This is a genomic window from Streptomyces sp. NPDC048291, assembly GCF_043201715.1.
In the GTDB taxonomy this organism is placed as follows: domain Bacteria; phylum Actinomycetota; class Actinomycetes; order Streptomycetales; family Streptomycetaceae; genus Streptomyces.
Genome location: NZ_JBICZC010000030.1, coordinates 23,750 through 38,788, shown reverse-complemented (window position 1 = coordinate 38,788; position 15,039 = coordinate 23,750). Strand labels below are relative to the sequence as shown.

Annotated in this window: 15 protein-coding genes; 10 read left to right on the top strand and 5 right to left on the bottom strand. The window is 69.1% G+C overall.

Annotation, left to right across the window (positions count from 1 at the left end; all coding sequences use genetic code 11):
* Window positions 1–101: 101 nt before the first annotated feature.
* The 5 genes from ACGF5O_RS48305 (at window position 102) to ACGF5O_RS48285 (ending at window position 4,553) form a co-directional block, all read left to right on the top strand.
* Window positions 102–536 carry a hypothetical protein gene (locus ACGF5O_RS48305; protein WP_393816333.1) on the top strand — a complete coding sequence of 145 codons (435 nt, stop codon included), beginning with the start codon at window positions 102–104 and terminating at the stop codon, window positions 534–536.
* Between the two features lie 152 nt (window positions 537–688).
* On the top strand, window positions 689–1,798 hold the full coding sequence (locus ACGF5O_RS48300; RefSeq protein ID WP_393816332.1) for a radical SAM protein: 1,110 nt from the start codon (window positions 689–691) through the stop codon (window positions 1,796–1,798).
* A gap of 5 nt (window positions 1,799–1,803) precedes the next feature.
* Window positions 1,804–1,944, top strand: coding sequence for a hypothetical protein (locus tag ACGF5O_RS48295; protein WP_393816331.1), 141 nt, complete (start codon window positions 1,804–1,806; stop codon window positions 1,942–1,944).
* 64 nt (window positions 1,945–2,008) lie between these two features.
* Window positions 2,009–2,812 carry an aminoglycoside phosphotransferase gene (locus tag ACGF5O_RS48290; RefSeq protein WP_393816330.1) on the top strand — a complete coding sequence of 268 codons (804 nt, stop codon included), beginning with the start codon at window positions 2,009–2,011 and terminating at the stop codon, window positions 2,810–2,812.
* 1,048 nt (window positions 2,813–3,860) lie between these two features.
* Window positions 3,861–4,553, top strand: coding sequence for a hypothetical protein (locus ACGF5O_RS48285; RefSeq protein ID WP_393816329.1), 693 nt, complete (start codon window positions 3,861–3,863; stop codon window positions 4,551–4,553).
* Window positions 4,554–4,560: 7 nt separating this feature from the next.
* On the opposite strand, the gene ACGF5O_RS48280 is transcribed toward ACGF5O_RS48285, so the two are convergent.
* Both ACGF5O_RS48280 and ACGF5O_RS48275 read right to left on the bottom strand, forming a co-directional pair.
* A complete protein-coding gene (locus ACGF5O_RS48280) occupies window positions 4,561–5,082 on the bottom strand; it encodes a hypothetical protein (protein WP_393816328.1) in 522 nt (173 codons plus the stop codon).
* An 88-nt stretch (window positions 5,083–5,170) separates the two neighbouring features.
* Window positions 5,171–5,914 (bottom strand): Crp/Fnr family transcriptional regulator, encoded by a 744-nt coding sequence (locus tag ACGF5O_RS48275; RefSeq protein ID WP_393816335.1) that lies wholly within the window; start codon window positions 5,912–5,914, stop codon window positions 5,171–5,173.
* Window positions 5,915–7,789: 1,875 nt separating this feature from the next.
* On the opposite strand from ACGF5O_RS48275, the gene ACGF5O_RS48270 reads away from it, so the two are divergent.
* The gene (locus tag ACGF5O_RS48270) at window positions 7,790–8,494 is read left to right on the top strand and encodes a DUF1524 domain-containing protein (RefSeq protein ID WP_393816327.1); all 705 of its coding nucleotides are present in this window, start codon (window positions 7,790–7,792) and stop codon (window positions 8,492–8,494) included.
* A gap of 233 nt (window positions 8,495–8,727) precedes the next feature.
* Here the strand turns inward: ACGF5O_RS48270 and ACGF5O_RS48265 are convergent, their stop codons facing one another.
* Entirely contained in the window at window positions 8,728–9,246 is a 519-nt protein-coding gene (locus ACGF5O_RS48265) for a lamin tail domain-containing protein (protein WP_393816326.1), read from the bottom strand.
* Window positions 9,247–9,708: 462 nt separating this feature from the next.
* Here ACGF5O_RS48265 and ACGF5O_RS48260 point away from each other — a divergent pair, with 462 nt between their 5' ends.
* The 3 genes from ACGF5O_RS48260 (at window position 9,709) to ACGF5O_RS48250 (ending at window position 11,621) form a co-directional block, all read left to right on the top strand.
* Window positions 9,709–10,359 carry a GNAT family N-acetyltransferase gene (locus ACGF5O_RS48260; protein ID WP_393816325.1) on the top strand — a complete coding sequence of 217 codons (651 nt, stop codon included), beginning with the start codon at window positions 9,709–9,711 and terminating at the stop codon, window positions 10,357–10,359.
* Window positions 10,360–10,512: 153 nt separating this feature from the next.
* On the top strand, window positions 10,513–11,073 hold the full coding sequence (locus tag ACGF5O_RS48255; protein ID WP_393816324.1) for a hypothetical protein: 561 nt from the start codon (window positions 10,513–10,515) through the stop codon (window positions 11,071–11,073).
* A gap of 278 nt (window positions 11,074–11,351) precedes the next feature.
* Complete coding sequence (locus ACGF5O_RS48250; RefSeq protein WP_393816323.1) at window positions 11,352–11,621, top strand: plasmid mobilization protein; 270 nt, start codon at window positions 11,352–11,354, stop codon at window positions 11,619–11,621.
* A 731-nt stretch (window positions 11,622–12,352) separates the two neighbouring features.
* Here ACGF5O_RS48250 and ACGF5O_RS48245 read toward each other — a convergent pair.
* Both ACGF5O_RS48245 and ACGF5O_RS48240 read right to left on the bottom strand, forming a co-directional pair.
* The gene (locus ACGF5O_RS48245) at window positions 12,353–13,006 is read right to left on the bottom strand and encodes an AAA family ATPase (RefSeq protein WP_393816322.1); all 654 of its coding nucleotides are present in this window, start codon (window positions 13,004–13,006) and stop codon (window positions 12,353–12,355) included.
* Window positions 13,007–13,037: 31 nt separating this feature from the next.
* Entirely contained in the window at window positions 13,038–13,949 is a 912-nt protein-coding gene (locus ACGF5O_RS48240) for an IS481 family transposase (RefSeq protein ID WP_393816321.1), read from the bottom strand.
* On the opposite strand from ACGF5O_RS48240, the gene ACGF5O_RS48235 reads away from it, so the two are divergent.
* Window positions 13,887–15,038, top strand: coding sequence for an RHS repeat-associated core domain-containing protein (locus ACGF5O_RS48235; protein ID WP_393816320.1), 1,152 nt, complete (start codon window positions 13,887–13,889; stop codon window positions 15,036–15,038). The two genes, ACGF5O_RS48240 and ACGF5O_RS48235, sit on opposite strands and share 63 nt — an antisense overlap.
* The last annotated feature ends 1 nt before the right edge of the window (window position 15,039 follow it).

The following is a 15,039-nucleotide window of genomic DNA, read 5'->3' as shown; positions in this document are numbered from 1 at the left end:
CTGTCGCTCGCGGAGCCACCAAATCCGCTGACCATTACCTAACGGCCACCAGCGTTTTCCCAGCTCAGCCCTTCCCCGAGAACGAGCCACACCCATGGAAGATGATGCACCCGTTCCGGCAGCGGATCACCATGGGGGCCCTGCACTGCCAGGACTGCGCTGCCCCCGCACAAACTCCGCTCGGGTACGTGTTCCTGGCCGGGCCTAACTTCGCCGTCCCCGATCAGGGGCCGTTGCTGACCAATCAACCGCCGGTGTGCGCCCGGCACGTCCGCTCGTCGGCCCGCCTGTGCCCGCACTTGGATGACAACCCGACGGTGTTCCTCGTCCGCAGCGCGCCTCTGTACGGCGTGGTCGGCACCCTCTACGGCTACCGCGAAGACGGCATCGAAGCCGTCGCGGAGCCCGATGCCCCACTGCCGTACGGGCACCCGGACCTGCGCACCTTCCTCGCCTCCCAGCTCGTACGCCGACTGTCGTCGTACGAGATCACCACCGTCGACCGTCTGATGGCCGATCTCGCCGAGGCTGCCTAGACCTCGTCCGGCGGCCGCAGTCCCGTGCTGGCCGCCGGACGAGACCAGCCCCCGGCGCGGGGGGCGAGACCTCCGTTCCCCCACGGCGATCTTCCTCACCCCGCGCCGGGGTCCCCGACCCCACGAGCTTTTCCAGCCGAAGGGAAGTCCACGTGCACCAGCTCGTTGCGGCACCGTTCGAAGAGCGACGCCTCGTTCTCCGGCCCGGCAGTACCAAGGCGTTGCAACTCCCCCACGCCAGGTTCGAGGAGCTGCGCGCCCTGGTATCGGCCCCCAGCGCCGTGCCCCAGTGGCTCATCAGCCCCGTGCGCGCGCAATGGAACGTTGACCTGGCCGGTCAAAGCGCCGGCGAGGCGATTCTCGTGCGCGAGGCTGGGCCGTACGACTTCAACCGCGCCACGTGGGAGATCAATCTCGGCTGTGACCTCGACTGCATGATGTGCTACCTCGGCGAGAAGCGGTTCGAGGGGTTGAACCTGGACGGCAAGCGGAAACTGCTGGCCGTTCTGCGTGACGCCGGGGTGATCTGGCTCCAGATCACCGGCGGGGAACCGCTCATCGACCCGGACTTCCCCGAGGCGTACCGGGTCGCGCACGAGATGGGCATGATGCTGGAACTCCTGTCCAACGGATCCCGGCTGCGGAAGCCTCACGTCCTCAACCTGCTGCGCACGTTCCCGCCGACCAAGCTGACGCTGAGCGTGTACGGAGCGACGGCCGACACGTACGACACGGTGACCCGCCGCCGCGGCGGATTCGCCCGCTTCGAGGAAGGCGTGCAGAAGGCCGTCGACGCCGGGCTGAACGTCGACCTGAGCTTGATCATTGTCCAGGACAACGTTCACGAGGTCGAAGCCATGCGGGGCTGGGCGAGGCAGCTCGGTGTGCCGTACCGCGAGTACGCGAACATCTCGCCGACGATCCACGGCACCGCCGAACCGCTGCCCTCGCAGTCCCCCCAGTACCTCACCCACCGGGCGCCGTTCACCGGATGCCCCGCCGGCGTGACGTTCTTCCACGCCGACCCGTTCGGCCGGGCCTCGATCTGCAAGGTCGGCCGCGAACCGAACATCGATCTGATCGCCGAAGGCGTGGACGGTCTGACCCGGCTCGGCGAGATCGCCGAGTCCCTCATGCTTCGCACCGGAGGATGCACCGGCTGCCAGCTCTCCGGCACGTGCCGGGTGTGCAGGCCGATGGCCAAGGTCTTCCAGGAGGCGAAGGCACCACTGGTCAACTACTGCCAACACGGAAAGAGGTAACCGGCATGACTGCTGTCATGGTCGAGCTCACGCGCAAGCCGCCGCCCGTCGTCCAGGACCCGGAGGACATCGTCCTGGTCACTGACATCGACGAGCTGACCACGGGCACCGTTCCCGGCTGCGGAGACGACAACCCCTACAACTGAACCACCCTGCCGGGGCCGCCCACTGCCGCGCGGCCCCGGCGCCGTTCCCCCCTTTGGAGGATCCATGTCCACCCAGCGCCTGGCCGAGCTCCCCAACGCAGTGCTGCACCTGATCGAAAAGGCCAGCGGACCTGTTGCCGATGTCGGGACCGTGAACGCCGGCCGCAACAGCGCCATCGCTGCCCGCGTGCGCACGACCGGACACACGCTGTTCGTCAAAGGCCTGCCGCTCGATCATCCCTGGGTATGGACCCAGAAACGCGAGGCAGACATCAGCCCGTACGTGCAGGCCATCGCACCTGAGCTGCGCTGGCACGTAGAAGCGGACGGGTGGAGTCTCCTCGGCTTCGACTACGCCGAGGGGGGACACGCCGACTTCACGCCCGGGTCGCCGGACCTGCCCGCGGTCATGGCCACCATGACGCGGCTCGCCGCGATCCCGGCGCCCGACATCGAGCTGAAGACCATGCCGCACCGGCTGAGGACGTACGTGGACGATCCCGCTGACCTGTCGTGGTTCGCGGGCAACAGCCTGCTCCACACGGAGTGGAACCCCCACAACGTGATCATGAGCGGCGGCAGTGCCCTGCTCGTTGACTGGGGGTGGGCCTCACTCGGCGCCGCCTGGATCGACCCGGCGCTGTGGCTGCTGTGGCTCATCGCCCACGGCCACACCCCCAACCAGGCCGAGACCGAGGCCGCCGCACACCCCGCATGGGATCTCGCCCCACCCACCGGCCTCGACGCGCTCGCCCGCGTCCAGCACCGGCTCTGGAACTCCATCGCCGCCGAGAGCAACGACGACTGGGCAAAGCCGATGCAACGCGCGGCACACGCCTGGGACGAACACCGGAACACCCCTGTCTGACCCGTCACGCCCACCCCCGGCACGGGGCCCGCCCCGATCGGCCTCCGTAGCGGGAGCTCATCTTCGCGCCGGATCACCAACTCCCCTTGTACTGCCCTCGGACCGGGCCGTTCACGGGGACGCCCGGCCAGAGCACAGGTTCGACCCGTGACTGCGGGCCGCCAACCTCCAACGCGGCCGGATGAAATACCCCAGATCGAGCCGGCGCACCGGCATGCTCCTCCCCATGCGGCCCAGCCTGGCAGGTTCTGGTGTTCCGGTCGGCGAGTCTGCCGAGAACAGACGGCCCCCACCGGACTTGACGGTGGCCCACCCCGTGAGTTCCCGGGCCGGACCACCGACGTGTACGTGATCGTGAAGGGCGGTCGCCTACGCGGCGAAAGGCTCCATGAGGCTTCAGCCGAACGATCGTCCTCATGGGCAATAGGTGAGGCCCGGGGACACTGTCCCCTCCACAACCACTGCTATCTGTAACGCGGTTGGGTGGCTGGGAATTCCTGCCCGTCCGGCTGCTAGAGCCGGACGGGCAGGGGTCGGCTCATCTCCGCGAACGCGTCGACGAGGCCGCCACCTCGCGTGAACAGAGCAGCCTCCGCGGACACGGAAGGACGTGCCCCAGCGACCCGTCTCGGGGTCCTGGACCGGAACACCTCCGCAGGCGCAGAGCGGACGCGACCGTCGTGCCGTTCTGACCCGCCGTGAACGGGACACCTCCGCGGGGTGCAGAGCGAACGGCCCCACGATCAGCGGGTTGCCGAACGCGTCCGGGACACCTCCGCGGACGCGGAACGGACCTCAAGGCCAGCATCGAAGAAGCCGGCTTCACCGGAACACCTCCGCGGGAGCGGAGGTGTGCCGGCGTCGGAGTTCGCCGCGTCGGCCGCGCCGACGTCGGCTCCGCACGAGCGGAGGTGTCCCGTTCGGCGTCTACACCTGGAACTGGACCTCCTGGTCGGCTCCGCGCGAGCAGAGGTGTCCGCCGGCCCCCTGTGGACAGAGGACGGCGGGCGACAGGAATCATGGGACACCGGTCACAGGAGGAGCGCGGGTGCGGCTGACGATCGACACCGAGACGGACACCTACGAGCAGGCGATAGCCGCCGTCCAGGCCGCGTTCGGGCTGCGCCCCGGCATCCCTGCCGTCTGGCTGGACGCACCGGCCGTAGAGCCGCGCCCCGGCCCGCAGGACCTCGCCGACGGCGACCTCGCCGACGGCTGGACGGACCAGCTGCTGTTCCACATGATCGCCTCTCTGGCTCCCGGAGCGCGGGCGGTCCTGCGCCGGATCACCGAGCTGGGCGGCGCCGCCTCCTACGAGGACGTGCAGCACCACTTCGCCAGCCATCCGGCCAGCCCGATCCCGCTGTCGGGGATCGGCGGCACCCTGACCAGCGTCAAGGCGGTGCAGCGCCGCGTCGGCCCGGAGGGCGCCGGCCCGCTCCTCCAGCGGGACGAACGCGCACGGCGCTACCGCATCGACGACGTCCTCGTGGCGGGGCTCCAGCGGGCCTTCGCCCTGGCCGATACCCGCCCGACCTGTTGTGCGGTGAACCGTCCGGGCCGACCGCCTGACCGGTCGCGTTCACCGGGTCGCCGGCAGGCTCCGGCGCCACGGGCGGATCGTGGGGTTCGGGGCAGCGGCAAGGCACCGGATCCGGCCGGCGGGTGCTGGCCGTGGCGATGGATCCGGTGCCGTTGGGGAGATGGTCTGGGGCGGGCGGCGGTGTACCGCCCGAGGTGACCTTCGGTCAGCCGCGGCGCAGCAGGGTGATCTTCTGGCGGGCGGTGGAGATGGCCTGGGCGAGGTCGGCGCGGGCGGCTTCCTGTTTCATGGCCTGGGCGAGCTGGGCCTGGTGGTCCTGGGAGGACACCTTGAGGGCGGCGGTGGGAGCGGGCAGGGCCGTGTTCAGGTAGTCGTCGACGCGTTCGACGACCTTGGCCAGCTCGGTGCGGATCGCCTCGACGTGGTCGGTGACGCCCCGGATCATGTCGCCGGTCTGGGAGATGTCCTCCATGTCCTCGGCGCGGCTGGGCTTCTTGGCCCTGCGGCACTGTGCCTTGTAGAGGTCGGCGAGCCACTGGTCGGGCTCGTCGCAGGCGGTGTTCTCGGCGTCGGTGGTGCGGATCTGCTTCATCCAGGCGAAGACCTCCTGGTGGTGCAGGAGGGTGTACAGGGCGAGCGCTCCCATCAGGAAGGAGAACGCGATACTCGCCGCGAGGGAGCCCGCGCTGGTGCCGATCGCCAGCGTGGTGCTGTTCATCGTCGTCATGTCGGTCCGTTCACGGGCGCGCCGCCCCCGGGGCGGGTGTGCGGCGGGCAAAGGGGGTTGGTGGGTCCGAAGGACGCCGGGGGTGGTGTCAGGCCCCGACGAAGTGGCGCAGGCTGTCGACGTCGCGGACGACGAACTGCCGGTAACGGGCCTCGATGACACCGTGGTGGCGCAGCGTGCGCAGGGCGTTCTCCGTGGTGGAGACGGCGAGCTGGAGGGCCGCGGCGATGTCCTTCTGGCCCGGGCCGGTGATGACGGTGTGGCGGGAGGTCCGGGGGTCGGGGACGCCGACGGTGTCGGCGAGGTGCGCCAGGAGTCTGCTGACCCGTTCCAAGGGTGGGCAGATGGCCATCCCGTAGACGACCTCGTCGGTGCGGTTGCGGTCTTCGAGGCTGTGCAGCAGGGCGAGCCGTGCCTCGTACAGGCGGCGCTCGATGAGGGCGCTGAAGTACCGGGCGGGGCAGGGGATGACGACGGTGTTGGTGAGGCAGCAGGTGGCGACGAACGAGTCGGGCTCGATGAGCGCGGCTTCGCCGACCAGCTGGCCGGCGCCCCGGAACCGGGTGACGGCGGGGATGCCGGCGCCGGTGCCCAGCGGGTAGCGGTCCTGGCGGACGACGCCGTCGAGGACGATGTACACGTAGGGGTTGCCCGGCCCCATGGGCAGCAGCTCGTCGCGGGCGAAGGCGCGGCTGTGCAGGCCGGCCTGGAGCAGCTGGTGCCAGGTCTCCGCGGAACGCTCGTGCAGGTGGTGCAGGAAGCTTCCCTCGGGCTTGCCCTCGTGGGCGTTCAGGAGGTCGGTGGGCCGGGAGGTGTCGATCGCGGGAGGCATGCTCACACCCCCGTCCTGGCCGGGGCGTGGGCGTCCGTCTCGGCACATGGGCCGTCGGGAGCGGCGTGTTGACGGCGCGTCATGGGCGGGCTGCCGTGGTGCCGTGCAGGGCACGGGGGTACGGCGCCGCGGGAGTTGGCGGTGGCCATGGTGTTCTTCCTTATTCGGTTTGATCGTTTGGGGACCCCGCTGTTGAGCGGGGTCCCCGGTGGTGGGTCCTTCGCCTCTCCGGGAGGTGGTGCGTGCCCGGTGGTGTGGTCCGGGCGGGGTGGAGTGACGTGAGACGGGATAACGCTACCCCCCGCCGCGAGGCAAGAGCTAGTCGCGTTTCCCGAGGAGCAGCGAGGGCGATTGCCGCCACGGCAAACCCCCACGAGCAGGGGATTGTTACGGCCTGCCGTCGACCGGGACGGAAAAGCCCTTTCTCTTCATTTTCATGAATCACCGGCTATCGCATGCAGATATTCATGCGGCGGCATCACAAAAATCCCCCAGGCGGCCAACAGGCAGCCCACATGTAAACGCGCAGCAAAAACGGGAGGCCCCAGGGCACCACCCCCAGGACCTCCCGGAAAGGGTCCGGACCCACCAGGATCAGACCGGTGTCCAGTAAACACCACCGACCGCGCTAAGGTCACTCCCGATCCACCGCCAGAGGGTCTCTACCGCCGCAACTAGCGCTGGAAACCCCCCAGCTGCGGGGTTTTGGCATGCGCAGCACATGCCACAGGACTTGTCAAGGCGGCTCTCCGTGACCTTACGGGGATCGCCCCTTTTGTGCACCCTGGAGCGAGACGCCCCCGCCTCACGGAGGCCGTGAGAGCGCTATCAAATGATTATCTCCGTTCAAGAGTCAACAAACCCGATCAGCGGACGCCCGTGCAGATACCGGTCGGTCGGCCGCCAGTGCGGTCATCGGACAGGTGTCCCATTTCACTGCAATCGGATTCCCGGCATTCCACGAGTCAACATCAACCGGAATGCACGACGGATAGATAATTCTGCGACCTCCACCCCCTGCGGGATATCGGCCATCAATCAGAGGGAGTGAGCGCCCGGATTTCCGAATGTCGACTGATCCACAATGCCGCCTTCAGTCGCCCCGCGCCGGCAGTCGCGGCGCTCCTGTCCGCAACCTCAGAAGGCGCCACCCATCTTTTGACCCGTCAGTTTTGTTACAGAGGAGGCGAGTCGACGTCCGGAGCTGCACGTTCATGGCACCTCATGCACGGAAAATGACCGATCAGACACAAGGAGTAACTTGCGTCACACTCCGAGCCGCCTGCGCCGCCGGGCGTGCGCCTATACGCTCCCCGAGCGCCCCGTGCCTCACCTCGTGCGCGGCACCGTCAGCGCGCTCCGGAGCGCCACCAACCGCTCCCGGTGCGCCGCCTCGCCGTCGGTAGCCGCCGCAGCCCCTCACCTCGCCCGGTGCGCGGGCCTGCACGATGCCGTAGCCGTGGGCGACCTGCCGGGCTCCACCGGCCGACCCGGCGACCCGAGGCAGCACGACGTCACCGGGCAACGGGTAGGCAGGACCGCCTCCTCGCCACACGGTCGTGGACCGCATCGCGGACTGTGCTGCACAAGGCCTCTGCAGGGGCAGCAGCTTCGCCGGCCGGTGTCCGCCGCCGGTTCGGGCAACAGCCGGGCAAGAACGACACCGTGGCCGGCCACCCGCTCACCCCGCGAGTGCCTGCTCCCCATCCGACAGCCCGGCACTCAGGGAGCTGTGACAAGACCGCGCCGGTCCCGTTCGACGGTGTGACTAGTTCGCCGACCGGGTGAACCCCCGACCGGTCGCCCCGCGCAGCGCCGCCCCGGCGACTACGAAGATCACAACCTGTTCGTGATCTTCGAAACGGAGACCCGGCCGTGCGCCTCGCCCGTACCCGACACACCCTGATCGCCGCGCTGTTCGCGCCACTCGCCCTGCTCGCCCCCACCACCGCCCACGCCGCCCCCACGGCCGCCGAGCGTCTGCCCGCACGGCACGCGCCCGGCGAGACGATCACGCTGCCGGTCCGCGACGCACTCGCCGAGCTCACCGTCGCGGACGAGAGCCGCGCCGGCTACTCCCGCGACAAGTTCAAGCACTGGACCGACGCGGACAAGGACGGCTGCAACACCCGCGCCGAAGTCCTCCTGGAGGAAGCCGTCAACGCCCCCGAGGTCGGCCCGAAGTGCGCCCTGACCGGCGGCGTCTGGTACTCGCCCTACGACGACCAATACATCGACGACGCCCGCAAACTCGATGTCGACCACCTCGGCCCGCTCGCCGAGGCCTGGGACTCCGGCGCCTCCGCCTGGACCCCGAAGGAACGCGAAGCCTACGCGAACGACCTCGACGACCCCCGCGCCCTGATCGCGGTCTCGGCGGCCTCCAACCGGTCCAAGGCCGACAAGGACCCGGCCGAATGGCTGCCGCCCTACGCCGGCTACTGGTGCACCTACGTCACCAACTGGGTCGCCGACAAGCTGCGCTACCAGCTGAGCGTCGACCCCGCCGAGCAGGCCGCGCTCGCCCAGCGCCTCGCCGCCTGCCCCGACCAGCCCATCACCGTCACCTACGCCCACTGAACATACAGAGGCCGGGCCCATCCGCTACGGGGGTAAGCGGTGGACCCGGCCTCTGCCACGCTCCCACACCACAGCCCCCAGCGCACGGGGTTCGCATGCCGCGGCCGGCTACCGGCGTGCCGCCGGATGCGGATCGCTCCGCATCCGGCAGCACGCCCCCGGGGCAGGGCGGGCCGCCTCTTCGGCGGTGCCGGCCGCCCGGGGTCGCCGGTCACCGGCGCCGCCGGAGAGGTTCAGCGGCGCATGCTGGCGCCGTTGCGGTGCTCCCCGCGGTGGTCGCGGTCGTCGCCGCGGTGGTGGCCCCAGGTGACCTCGTCGACCAGGCGGTCGCGGTCGTTGCGCAGGGTCGCGGTGTCGGCGTCGTTGTTCCACACGTAGGCGCGGCGGTCCTGGTACACGTCGGCGGCGCTGTCGCGGCCTTCGCCGGTGTGGACGCGGACCGTGGCCCGCCCGTCCAGACGGAAGTGGCGGAAGGTGTAGGTGTGACCGGCCTCGTCGGTGAGGGTCCAGTGGTCCAGGTTCACCGCCCGGCGGGTCGTGTTGGTGACGTCCACCCACTCCTTGTTGAGGGATCGGTTGGAGCGGTCGTCACGCCCCGGGGAGTCGTACTGCACGGCGCTGATGACCACGTCGTGGTGCGGGCGGGCCGGGTGCTGGCCCGCGGCAGCGGCGGGCAGCGCGAACGCACCCACCACGGCGCAGGCCACGGCAGCAGCAGCGGTCAGACGACGGGCGGAAACAGATACGGACATGGAGTCCCCCTTCTCGGGGCCGGACACCTCGAGCGGGCGGCGTGACGCCGCAGGTCGCTCGCGGTGCGTCGTGCGGGTTCGGCGGCCGGATTGACCGCACGCCCACACCCTGCCCACCCTGCGCAGGGGTTGTGATGGGTACGCGAAGGTCATGACAGTTTGGTCATATTCCTATGACTCTCACCTGCAACACCCATGTATACGGCGAATGCACAAGGTTGACGGGCTGTCACTGTGCGATGCCGTGCAGGCGGCGGGCTCACCGAAGGGGACCGGTGCCTCGCGTTGCTTCCGGCCGGCGGGCCGTCACCCGAAAGTGCGTAACAGGCCGCGCGGCCCGAATGGGTGCCGTACGGGCAGAGCGCGCCGGCGTGACCGCTACCGCGCGCCGCCGGGCAGCGCCGGACCGCAGGCCCCGGACGGAGAGGGGCGGAATCCGGGAGGGCTCGTAGAGTGGCGCTCATGACCGACAGGCCCAGCAGCACCACCACGATCGCGCTCGCCGCCCCGGGCGACGGGCCCGCGGCGGTGGCGCTGGGTGCCCTCGCGGTGGACGGCCTCATGCCCGCGCCCGGCGCAGCCCCTCCTCCGGCTCTGGCGCAGGCGATCGACGCGCACGGCGGGCAGGTCCCGCTGCCCTACGGACACGGCCGCTGTCTGGTCGCGCGTGCCGGGGATGCCGTGGCCGGGATGGTGTACACGACACCGCCCATCCGGTGGATCCAGGACCATCCGCCCGCGCAGCGGGCCTCTCTCGTCCACTCCCTCGTCGAGATCGAGCTGCTGGCCGTCGCCGAGCCTTATCGTGGCCGGGGCGTCGGCAGCGCGCTGCTCGCCGAGGCCGAGGAGACGGCCCGCAGCGCCGGCAGCCACCTGGCCCTCGCCAAGATCCGGATCGGCGCCTTCGCCACCATGCGCTGGTACCGCAAACGCGGCTACACCATCGCCGCCCAGCAAGAACCCCTCGCCTTCCGCACCCGCGCGGGGTTCGAATCCTGCGACGACGGATCGGACGGCCACCAGCTCGCCGTCAAACCCCTCCAGCCGGGCGTCGTCCTGCACCGCCGCCTGGAACGCGGCACCTCCATACTCCTCGCCGAACACCAGACCTGAACCAGCCACCGCCACCATGCTGCGCGAGCGATACACGGGACGTCTCCCCGGCAGCGGAGCACCGACGGCAGCCCGGGCTGGGCACCGGCGAAACGCCGAGTAGAGGATGATGGATACCCGCACCGTGCGAAACCATCGGAGAGTCACCGCGACATGACCAACAGCGCCTCCCGGACCGCTGCCGAGGACGGCCTCATCCACCACATCCAACAGCACGCCGAACTCTCCGAAGCCGCCCACCGCACCCCCGAGGACTGGAACTACCCGAGCTCCTTCCACCTCCTGCTCGCCCTGGGCCGCCGCTTCACCCCCACGCCCAGCCCCGATGACCTCATCGGCATGCCGGACCGGCTCTGCTACAGCAACGCCGCCCGCTACGCCCTCACCCACCGCAACGAAGACCTGGTATACGCCGAGGGATTCGCCCTCACCCACCACCAATTCGACATCGCCCTGCCCCACGCCTGGACCGTACGCCCGGACGGAACAGTCCTCGACCCAACCTGGGACGACCTGCCGGGGCGCGCCTACGTCGGCATCGCCATCGCCGACCCCCAGATGTGGCCCGTCGACGGCGGAGGACTCCTCCAGGACTTCGACCGGCTCAAGCCACTGCTACGCAGCGGCCTCCCCCGAACCGCACTCGCTGAAATCGGCCGCCCGCTGACCGAGGAAAGGACGACCGCGGGCAAAGCCCCGGAAAACGATCTCTAGCAACACGGCAGGGCAACGCCACAGGCGTGAGTCACCACATGCCGGCCGGTTTCGTCAGTGCCCGACAGTCTGCAGACCCCGCCGGACCGGAGCACAGCCTGAATCCAGACCGGTCAATATTCAGGGCGGACTGAATCAAGGCCATAGGCGACTTCAGCGTCACTGTGCCGCCGACGGCCCTGGGGCGCTTGTTCGGCCGGTAGTCGGGGTAATCCTACCGAGGCAGCAACGGCCTTCCTGGCTTCCGCAAGAGGGATACCGCGATAGCGTCACGAGCGATGCGAACCGTGCCACTGCCTGGCCGCACCGACAAAACTGCCCAGCTTGAGAGGGTTGTTGTGGACTTCACGCCTGCCGAACGCGACGCGATTGACGCCCACGCGTCCGCTCTGGGCCTCTCCCCCGATCAGTACATCCGCCAGGCTGCAGCCGAGCGAGCCCTGATCTGGCAGCGCGAACGGGAAGCCCTTCAAGCGGTCGCGCAGCGGCGCGGTTGCACGGTCAAGGAGCTGGTGGAGCGCGGGAGTCTCATCGAGGCTGGCCTCTGATGAGAGCTGCCCTCCGGCAGCTCTCCCCAACGAGCCTGTGCACCTCGCTCTGTACGATTGCCCATCGGCCCTCCAGAAGGTTCTGCCGCCCTGGTGGGCGTCGGTCAAGCTGGCACGGTCGCTGTCACAGGTGCCGCGGTCATCTGCAGGTCAGTTTCCTGGGCGCTGGCGTCGCGGGTGTTGCACGCTGCGCCGCGAACGCCGTACGGGCGCACCCTGATCTGTAGCGGGGCCGGGTGAGGAGAACCCTCCTGGCACGGCCGGGCGGGCAGGCGCTGGCACCTGCACGGACGCGGAAGGCTGCCCGACGGCCGTCACAGAACGTTGTGCGCGGGCCGTGATAGTGGCATGGAGGATCAACGGCGCGCACATCTGGCAGACCTCGGCGACGCTCCAGACCCGGCCGACGGCAGGATCGTGCTGCAGGATCAGCACGACAGAACCCGCGCAGTCGGTCTTGGTGTCCTCGTGGGCGGCGCACTGCTGAGATCCGCAGTAACACCAGGCGTTGGGGCGGATGGTGGCCGCTTTCGCGTGGGCAGCGGCGTGCTGGGCAGCGAAGGCACGCAGGTCCGCGTGGTTCCTGGAGCGGGCCGGCATCCGGCATCCCGGGGTACTGCAGGTGACCGCTGCCCATTGGTCGCGGTGCCCGGTGAGCCGGACAGTCCAGGCCCGCCCGGGAACTCGTTCGGTCGAGGTTTCACTGTGCGCGCTCGTCACACGGTTTCCATTCAGGTTGGATTTGATGCCAGTCCACTATGAGCCACCCGTCCCCTGGTGGTACAGCACGATGCAACCGCGGCCGGGGACGCCTTGGGACGGTGTACTGGGCAGACGCTAAGCTGTCGTCCTCTCGCGCGGTCGCATTTCGCCGCTGCGCAGGAGTCGGGCAGGGTGAGCACTCCGTCGGCCAGCAGGTGACGGCCGGAGTCGTCGATCGGTCCGATGGCGGTGCCTGTCCCGTCGTCACGGGCAACCAGCAGATGCATCGGGTCGGCGGCCACATTGTCCAGGAGATCCGCGCTCTGCGTTGTCACGATCACCTGGGTGTTGTGGGAGGCGGCGACAAGAGCGTCGTACAGGGCTCCGAGCATCGGAGGGTGCAGGGAGATCTCTGGCTCTTCGATCGCGATGAGGGGCATGGCGCCGTCCAGCGCCGCGCGCTGAAACAGCGCGGCGAGCACTGCAGTGAGCCGGAGTGTTCCCTCCGACAGCGACCGGCGGTCGACTCTGGCTACGCTCCCGTCCGCCTGGCGGGACCGGCCGACAACAAATGCGAGGTCGGCTTCGGTTACCTCCGCTCCGTCCACCGCCACGGCATTGTCGATCATGGTGAAGAGGTATCCGTTGAGGGTTTCCTTGGCCCAGGGGTGCAGCCGCTCCATCTGTGTGTGGTGTGCAACCGACGATGATCGTTTACGCCTGGGGCGCGGTCTTCTGCTTGAGTCGTTCGTAAGGAGTCTGGCCGCCGAGGCCGCCGTGGGGGCGATGGTAGTTGTAGTAGTCCTCCCACTCGCGCAGCTTGTCGTTGAAGACCTCGGCGTCGTCGATGATGACGCCCTCCAGGAGCCGGTAGAACTCCTCGCCGTCGATACGGTGAGAGCGTTCGACCTTCCCGTTCAGCCGCGGTGTGCGGGGCTTTATGTAGCTGTGGCCGATGCCTTTGTCGAGCACGTGGAAGTGGAAGGCGGACTGGAACTCGGCTCCGTTGTCCGTCTGGATCACCTCCACCTGGAACGGCAGCCTCTGCAGGACGTAGTCGACGAACTGGATGGCGGTGGCCTGGTTGAGCGTTGGATAGATCTTCAGGACCCGCAGCCGGGTGCAGTCGTCGATCGCCGTGAACTGGTAGTACTTGTTGCGGCCGCCGCGCCGGCCTTGGGGCATGGAGGCGAGCGGCTCGATGAACTTCACGTCGATCTGCACCCGGTGGCCGGGCAGCTGCTTCTCGTACCGCTTCCATCGGCGGTCGTGGCGCTTGTACCGCTGGGAGGCCGGCAGGCGGCCCATGTCCAGGCGATTGAGTATCCGCCGCACGCCCGACTTGCTGATGGTGACGTCGTGGTACCGCTTGAGGTACATCGCGATCTTCTCGGGCCCGAAGTGGTAGTTCTGCCGGAGATAGATGATCTTCCCGACCACCTCAACGTGCGTGGCGTTCGGGCTGTGCTTGGGCGCCTTCGAGCGAGTGCGCAGCCCCTCGATGCCCTCGGCCTGGTAGCGGCGATACCAGATGTTGGCTTCGGCCGTATGTAGCGGCCCCAGTTGACCGCCTACGACCCGAACGGCACCACCACCGCCGCCGGCACCGCCTCGTCGAACCCGCACACCTACACCGGCCGCGAGGACGACGGCACCGGCCTGCTCTACTACCGCAACCGCTACTACGACCCCCAGACCGGCCGTTTCATCTCCCAGGACCCCATCGGCCAGGCCAGCGGCAGCAACCTCTTCCAGTACGCCCTCTCCTCCCCCACCACCTACACCGACCCCTCCGGGAAGAACCCCCTGATCGCCGCCTGTGTCATCGGCGGTGTCGTGGACGGCGGCCTGGACTGGCTCACCCAGCGCCTGTCCGGCCGCAAGGTCAACTGGGGCCAGGTCGGTATCGCTGCCGCCACCGGCTGCCTGGCCGGCATGCTCGGCGAAGGCCTCGGCACGATCGCCTCCGATGCCAGAGCAGGAAGCAGACTCGGCCAGTGCGCCGTGCCCAACAGCTTTACCGGCGACACCCCCGTCCTGATGGCCGACGGTACCCACAAACCCATCAGGGACCTCGGCATCGGCGACCGCGTGATCGCCACCGACCCGGCCACGGGTGAGAGCGGACCGCGCACCGTCACCGCCCTGATCCAGGGAAGCGGCGACAAACAGCTCGTCGACGTCACCCTCGACACCGACGGCCCGACCGGCAGCAAGACCAGCACCGCCACCGACGGCCACCCCTTCTGGGTCCCCCGCCTGCACCAGTGGGTCGATGCCGGCGACCTCCAAGTCGGCCAGTGGCTGCAGACCAGCAGCGGCACCTGGGTCCAGATCACCGCCATCCGCCGGCACACCGAACAGACCACGGTCTACAACCTCACCGTCGACGGCCTCCACACCTACTATGTGCTCGCAGGCACGACGCCTCTTCTGGTCCACAACTGCGGCGTGGATCCGGCCGCGGTCAACCCGGACTTCACCACAGGAGCCGTCCGCAACGCCGACGGCACGTGGACCATCCCCGAGGACTCCCCGCTGTACCGGCCGCCGGGGAAGAACAGGGTCGGATCGGGAAGGTTCGAGGGCAGGATCGAACTCGATCCGAAGAAGAATCCGCAGACACGTACGGGCGAGGCGACAGAGGCCATCACGCGTTTCGTTGACAAGCTGCCCGACATGCACCTGCCCGGGCACCTCCCGGGCGCCGGCTGAG